The following is a 6,591-nucleotide window of genomic DNA, read 5'->3' on the forward strand; positions in this document are numbered from 1 at the left end:
TGTCGTGTACCAACGTCGCATCGTCGTCGCCAGCAGGGTCGGACTGCACGCCCGTCCGGCCGGGCTGGTCGCGCAGACCGCTGCCGCGCAGCCCGCGAAGGTTCGGATCGCCAAGGTTTCCGGTGGCGCGGCCGGCGACCCGGTGGACGCGGGGAGCGTGCTCAGCCTGATGACTCTCGGGGCCGCGCATGGCGACGAGGTCGAGCTCAGTGCGGACGGCGCGCAGGCTCGGGAGTCGGTGGACGTGCTGGTCGAGTTGATCGCCAAGGATCTCGACGCCTGATCCGCCGGGAAGCGGTGCGGCCGGGACTGTCCCCGGCCGCACCGTTTTCACGCGTAGAGCGAAGCGATATCCGGCTGGTAGCGCTCGTTGATCACCCGGCGCTTGAGCTTGAGCGTCGGGGTCAGCTCGCCCGTCTCCGGCGTCCACGCGGTGGTGATGACGTGGTAGCGCTTGATCTGCTCGGCCCGCGCGAGCCTGCTGTTGGCCGACTCGACGGCCCGCGCGATTTCCGCCTGGACCGCCTCGTGCTGGGCCAGTGTTTCGATGTCCGCCGCTTCGACGCCGTTGGCCGCTGCCCAACCGGGCGCGATCTCGTCGTCGAGCACGATCAGCGCGGTCACGTACGGCCGCGCGTCGCCGATCGCGACCGCCTGTCCGATCAGCGGGTGTTCCTTCAGCAAGCCCTCGATCCGGGTCGGCGCGATGTTCTTGCCGCTCGAGGTGATGATCAGTTCCTTCTTGCGGTCGGTGATCGTGACGTAGCCGTCGTCGTCGATCGTGCCGATGTCGCCGGTGGCGAACCAGCCGTCGGCGTCGGTGGCCGGTTCGATCGTGCCGTCCGGCTGCAGGTAGCCGAGGAAGACGATCGGACCGCGGACCAGCAGTTCGCCGTCCTCGCCGGTCTTCACCTCGACGCCGTCGATCGGACGCCCGACGGTGCCCGCGCGGAACGCGTCGGCGCTGTTCGCGGTCGCCGCGCCGGTGGTCTCGGACAGGCCCCAGACCTCGCGGATCTCGACGCCGAGCCCGGCGAGGAAGTACAGCACTTCCAGCGGCAACGCGGCCGCGCCGCTGGACGCGATGTGCAATTGGTCGAGCCCGAGCAGCCCGCGCACCGGGGCGAGCACCGTCTCGTCGGTCTTCGCGATGCGCTCGGCGAGATCGGCGGGCAGTTCCTCGCCCGCGCTGCGGAGTTTGTAGCCCTCTTGCAGGAGTTCGTTGGCGGAGATGAGCGCCTCGCGCCGGTCCTCGGGCACGCCGGCGAGCATGTTCTTCAGGCCCGCCACCATCTTCTCCCACACCCGCGGCACGCCGAAGAAACTCTGCGGACGCACCTGGCCGAGCGCCGCGACGACGCCGGACGGATCGCCGATCGTGTGCACGTGGCCCGCCGCGACGATCGGCAGGTAGATCGACAGCTCGCGTTCGGCGATGTGCGCCAGCGGCAGGTACGCGATGTTCGTGGCGTGCATCGGCGCCTTGTGCAGCGTGTGCACGGCGATGCCCTCGTGGATCGCGTTGCGGTGGGAGAGCACGACGCCCTTGGGGTCGCCGGTGGTGCCGGAGGTGTAGATCATCGCGAGCGGGTCGTCCGGGCGGATGCCCTGCCACGCCCGGTCGAACGCCTCGGGGTCGGCGGCAAGTGCGGCGCGGCCGGTTTCGCGCACCGCGGAGTACGCGACGAACCGGTCGTCGCCGTCCGGGATCGCGGATTCGTCCATGACCACCACGCGGCGCAGCGCGGGCAGGTCGTCGAGCACCGGCAGCCAGCGCGACAGCTCGTCGGCGCCGGCGAGGACGACGATCGGGGCGGCGCTGTGCCGCGCGACGTAGCGGATCTGCTCCGGGCTGAGCGTCGCGTACGCCGTGCACGGGATGGCCGCCAGATGGACCGCCGCGAGGTCGGCGACGAGGTGGTCCGGCGAACTCGGGGCCATGATCAGCATCCGGTCGCCCGCGGCGAGGCCGAGCCCGGCGAGCCCGCGCGACACCTCGGCGATCGCGGTCCGGAACTCGCTCCAGGTGAGCGTCGGACGGCCCTCGAGATCGAGCGACGTGAGCGCGGGCCGGTCCCCGTACTCGACGGCGTTGCGCCGCAGCAGCAGCGGGATGGTCTGGCCCTCGGCTTGTTCGGCGATCGACTGGGTCAACGCTGACCTCCTCCGGTGGTGCCTGGTCAGGTCACTCTAGGTCGTCGAAGCGGCGGCCGATAGAGAATCCCGGCCAGCCTCGGCGCTCGAGGGACCGGCCCGCCTCCTGTTAGAAAGGGGGCGAACCGGAGCCCCGAGGAGCGTCGATGACCGAATCCGCCGTGCGCAGCGAGAGCCTTGCCGAAGAGGCCGCCGCACTCGACGCCGCCGACCCGCTCGCCGCGAAGCGCGCGGAGTTCGACCTTGACCCGGAAGTCGCGTACTTCGACGGGAATTCCCTTGGCGCGCCGCCGAAACACGTCGCGGAGCGGGTGAGCCAGGTGGTGCGGCAGCAGTGGGGGCGGCGGCTGATCCGGTCGTGGACCGAGGGCTGGTGGGGAGCCCCGCAGCGCGTCGGGGAGCGGATCGCGCCGCTGGTCGGGGCCGCGGCCGGGCAGGTCGTGGTGGCGGATTCGACGAGTGTGGACCTGTTCAAGGTGCTCGTCGCGGCGGTGCGGGCGAACCCCGGTCGCGACGAGATCCTGGTCGACGCGGCGACGTTCCCGACCGACGGCTACGTGGCCGACCAGGCGGCCCGGCTCACCGGGCACGCCGTGCGGCGCGTGCCGGTGGCGGAGCTGCCCGGCGCCGTGAGCGAGCGGACCGCCGCGGTGCTCGTGAACCACGTCGATTACGTCAGCGGGCGGCTGCACGACATGCCGTCGGTCACCGAGGCGGTGCACGCGGCGGGCGCGCTCGCGGTCTGGGATCTCTGCCACAGCGTCGGCGCGATTCCGGTTGAGCTGGACGCGTGCGACGTCGACTTCGCGGTGGGTTGTACGTACAAATTCCTCAACGGCGGACCGGGTTCGCCCGCGTTCGTCTACGTGGCACAGCGGCATCAGGCGGAATTCGATCAGCCGCTCGCCGGATGGGCCGGGCACGCGGATCCGTTCGGCATGGAATCCGGGTACCGCGGCAGCGCGGGGATCGCGCGCGCCCGGGCGGGCACGCCGGACATCCTGTCGATGCTCGCGCTCGACGCCGCGCTGGACGTCTGGGACGGCGTCGACCTTTCCGTGCTGCGCGCGAAAGGCTTGGCGCTGGGCGACTTCTTTTTCCGGTGTGCGGACGAACTCCTTCCCGGAGCCGACATTCCGACGCCGCGCGAACACACGCGCGGGCACCAGGTTTCGGTGCGGGACGCGGGCGGGCAGCAGACGATGAACGCGCTGCACGAACGCGGGGTGCTCGGGGATTTCCGGCCGCCGGACGTGCTGCGGTTCGGGCTGGCCCCGCTGTACACGACTTACGCCGAGGTGCTGCGGGCGGTGACCGTGCTGCGCGAGGTGTGCTGAAAAGAATTCGCGCAATATCCTCGCGGATTCGCGGGGACCCGGCCGGATTCGCGGGTCCCGGGTGAACAATCGGTGTCGTGCTCGCCCCTTCGGGTGATCGACGGGCGCGCCGCGCGCTGCTCGACGGGTATGCTCGGTGCCTGTTTTTTCGCGGGCCGAAGCTGATCGGGCAGCGGTGTCCGCCGCGCGGATCCGGGGCGAAAGGGGCCGAAATGATCGAGAACCGCGGCCGGGAAGTGCCGCTCTCGTACCTCGTGACCCTGCTCGTCGGCGTGGTCATCGGCTTCGTGCTCGCGCGTTTCGGCGGGCTGGTCGCGCGCTATCCGGTCGAATCGACGCTGGTGGCGGTGCTGGTCGCGTCCGTGGCGGTGCTGGCGTGGGCGTGCCGGGAGATGCTGCACGATCTGCTGCGGCGCGACCGGCGCGAGGCGGCGGAGGAAACCGAAACCGCGCCGGTGCCGCGGCTTTCCGCGCATCGGCCGCCGAATGGCGTCCGGCGCTGAATTCCGGAAATCGATCTCGGTTTTCCGTTCGATTCCGCCGCCGATGCGGAAATGCGCATGAGTTTCCGGTGAGTTTTCGCGGACTCGTCGTCGTGACGGACCTCACGCGCGGGCTCCCTGCCGACGGCGGCGGAGCCGGTGCGACCAAGGTCACGTCCGGTGGTGATCAGTTTTCCAAGCACCACAGTGGGTTACTAGCAGGTAACAAGAGGATGACGGCAACGCGGGTCCGGACTTGACTCACCCGTGAAGGTTGCTTACCGTCGTCGCGGGCAACGCAGACCACGGTGAACTGTGATCCGGCTGGTCGGACCGGTGCAACGAAAACACCGAGGACCCGAATACCACAGCAGTGCCGGAAGGAAAACGGATCACGGTGAAGCAGAATTCCGGGCGAAAGGGCCGCGGCTCCTCGATTCGCTCTCGCGTGCTCGCGATCGCGTTGATTCCTAGCGTGGCGTTGCTCGTCGTCGGTATCGCGCTCGCCGGATACCTGATTTTCGACGCGACGCAGGCGCGAAGTTACGCGCAGAAGATTCGCGGTTCGGAGGGCCCCGGCATTCCGTTCCTGCTCGCCGCGGAACAGGAGCGGCAGCTGTCGATGAGCGTGCTCGCCGGACAGGACGCCGCGCGCGCCGCGCTGCTGGCGACCCGGCCGAAGACGGACGCGTCCGCCGCGCAGATCACCTCGGTGCTGCAGGGCAACTTCGCGAGCGACTCGAACGTGCCCGCGAGCGTCAAGCAGAACATCGCCACGTTCGCCGCGCTGGAGGCGAAACTGCCGCAGCTGCGCCAGCGGGTCGACGCCGGCCAGGTGCCGCGGCTCGAGGTTTTTTCCTTCTACAACCAGATCATCGACCAGTTCACCCAGGGCGTCGCCGGTCTCGCGCAGGCCGCGCGCGGCGCGGACAACGCCTACGCCCGGCTGTCCGCGATCCCGATTTTCAACGCCGCCGAGGAAATGCAGCGCAGCGACGCACTTGCCTCGGCCGGCCTCGCCGCGGGCGGGCTGTCCGGCGACGAGCAGCGCGCGTACCTCGGCCAGATCGGCGCGTACCACGCGCAGCTCGAACAATCGGTGCCGCAGATGGTGCCCGAGGTGCGGGCGAACTACGACAAGCTCGTCTCCAGTCCCGCGTGGACGACCGTGACGCAGGTCGAGAACGCCTTGCTGTCCGGCGCGAAACAGCTTCCGGTGCCGCTGGAGCAGTGGCGGACCGACGCCAAGCAGGTCGCCACCACGCTGATGACGATGTTCGCCGCGCAGAGCGCGCACGCGACCAACGCGGCGATCACCGACGCGGACGACACGTTGCGGAACTCGATCATCGCGGGCGCGGCGGCGGTGCTGTTCGCGCTCGCCGTGGTGCTGGTCGCGCTCCGGCTGTCGAACCGCTTCATCTCCCGGCTCGCCCGGCTGCGCGAGGACACCCTCGACGCGGCCGAGGTGCGGCTGCCGGAACTCGTCGGCCGGATCCGGGCGGGGGAACCCGTGGACCTCGACGAGGGCGGGCACCTGCTCGACCACGGCACGGACGAGATCGGCGAGGTGGCCGAGGCGTTCAACCTCGCGCAGCAGTCCGCGCTCGCCGCCGCGGTCGAAGAGGCCAAGACCCGGCAGGGCACGAAGGCGGTGTTCCTCAACATCGCGCACCGCAGCCAGGTGATCGTGCACCGGCAGCTGAAAGTGCTCGACGCCGCCGAGCGCAAGCAGGAGGACCCGGACCAGCTCGACACGCTGTTCCGCCTCGACCACCTCTCCACCCGCGCGCGGCGCAACGCGGAGAACCTGATCATCCTCGGCGGCGGCCAGCCCGGACGGCAGTGGCGCAATCCGGTGTCGCTGGTCGAACTCGTCCGCGGCGCGGCGGCGGAAACCGAGCACTTCGCGCGGGTGAAGACGGCGAAGCTGCCGGAGGTCGCGGTGCGCGGCCCGGTCGTCGGCGACCTCGTGCACCTGCTCGCCGAGCTGATCGACAACGCGACGTCGTTCTCGCCGCCGGAATCGCGCGTCGAACTGCGCGGCAACGTGGTCGGCAAGGGCGTCGTGATCGAGGTCGAGGACCAGGGCCTCGGCATCGAGCCGGAGCAGGCCGACGAGTTCAACGCGATGCTCGCCGACCCGCCGGACTTCGGGATCATGGCGCTGTCCGACGAACCGCGGCTGGGCCTGTTCGTGGTCGCGCGGCTGGCGTCGCGGCACGGGATCTCGGTGCACCTGCGCGAGTCCGCGTACGGCGGGACCCGGGCGATCGTGTTGGTGCGCAAGGACTTGCTCGCTCCGCTCAGCGAGACCGAGCCCTCGGACGCCGACGCGGAACCGGAATCGGACGGGACGCCGGAGATGTCCCGACTCGCGGTGGAGCCGTCGCGGCCCGCGCCGGAACCGCAGCGGGCTGAGCCGCAGCGTCCGGAACTGCCGCAACGGAAGCGTCCGGAACCGCAGCGGGCGGACCTGCCGCAGCCGTCGCGGATCGCACCGGAACCGCGGGTCGCGCCGGAGCAGCAGCGGCCGGAGTCGCCGACCCGCCGCGCGATGCGTCCGGTGGCCGAGGCGCCGCCGGCCCGTCCGCCGCACAACCGCGAGCAGCGCCCGC

General features: G+C 70.7%; 5 protein-coding genes. 4 read left to right on the plus strand and 1 reads right to left on the minus strand.

Annotated features, from left to right (window positions below; all coding sequences use genetic code 11):
• The first annotated feature begins 4 nt into the window (after positions 1-4).
• On the plus strand, positions 5-283 hold the full coding sequence (locus tag EIZ44_RS41905) for an HPr family phosphocarrier protein (RefSeq protein ID WP_134734346.1): 279 nt from the start codon (positions 5-7) through the stop codon (positions 281-283).
• A 47-nt stretch (positions 284-330) separates the two neighbouring features.
• Here the strand turns inward: EIZ44_RS41905 and EIZ44_RS41910 are convergent, their stop codons facing one another.
• Positions 331-2,154, minus strand: a complete 1,824-nt coding sequence (locus EIZ44_RS41910; protein WP_134734347.1) for an AMP-dependent synthetase/ligase — start codon at positions 2,152-2,154, stop codon at positions 331-333.
• Positions 2,155-2,300: 146 nt separating this feature from the next.
• Between EIZ44_RS41910 and kynU the strand changes: the two genes are divergently transcribed.
• The 3 genes from kynU to EIZ44_RS41925 form a co-directional block, all read left to right on the plus strand.
• Complete coding sequence (gene kynU / locus EIZ44_RS41915) at positions 2,301-3,491, plus strand: kynureninase (protein WP_134734348.1); 1,191 nt, start codon at positions 2,301-2,303, stop codon at positions 3,489-3,491.
• A gap of 212 nt (positions 3,492-3,703) precedes the next feature.
• The gene (locus EIZ44_RS41920) at positions 3,704-3,994 is read left to right on the plus strand and encodes a hypothetical protein (protein ID WP_037815209.1); all 291 of its coding nucleotides are present in this window, start codon (positions 3,704-3,706) and stop codon (positions 3,992-3,994) included.
• Between the two features lie 376 nt (positions 3,995-4,370).
• Positions 4,371-6,591: sensor histidine kinase (locus EIZ44_RS41925; protein ID WP_439098641.1), on the plus strand; the 2,221-nt coding region annotated here is incomplete at its 3' end.

The organism is Amycolatopsis nivea (genome assembly GCF_004522235.1).
Classification (GTDB): Bacteria; Actinomycetota; Actinomycetes; order Mycobacteriales; family Pseudonocardiaceae; genus Amycolatopsis; species Amycolatopsis nivea.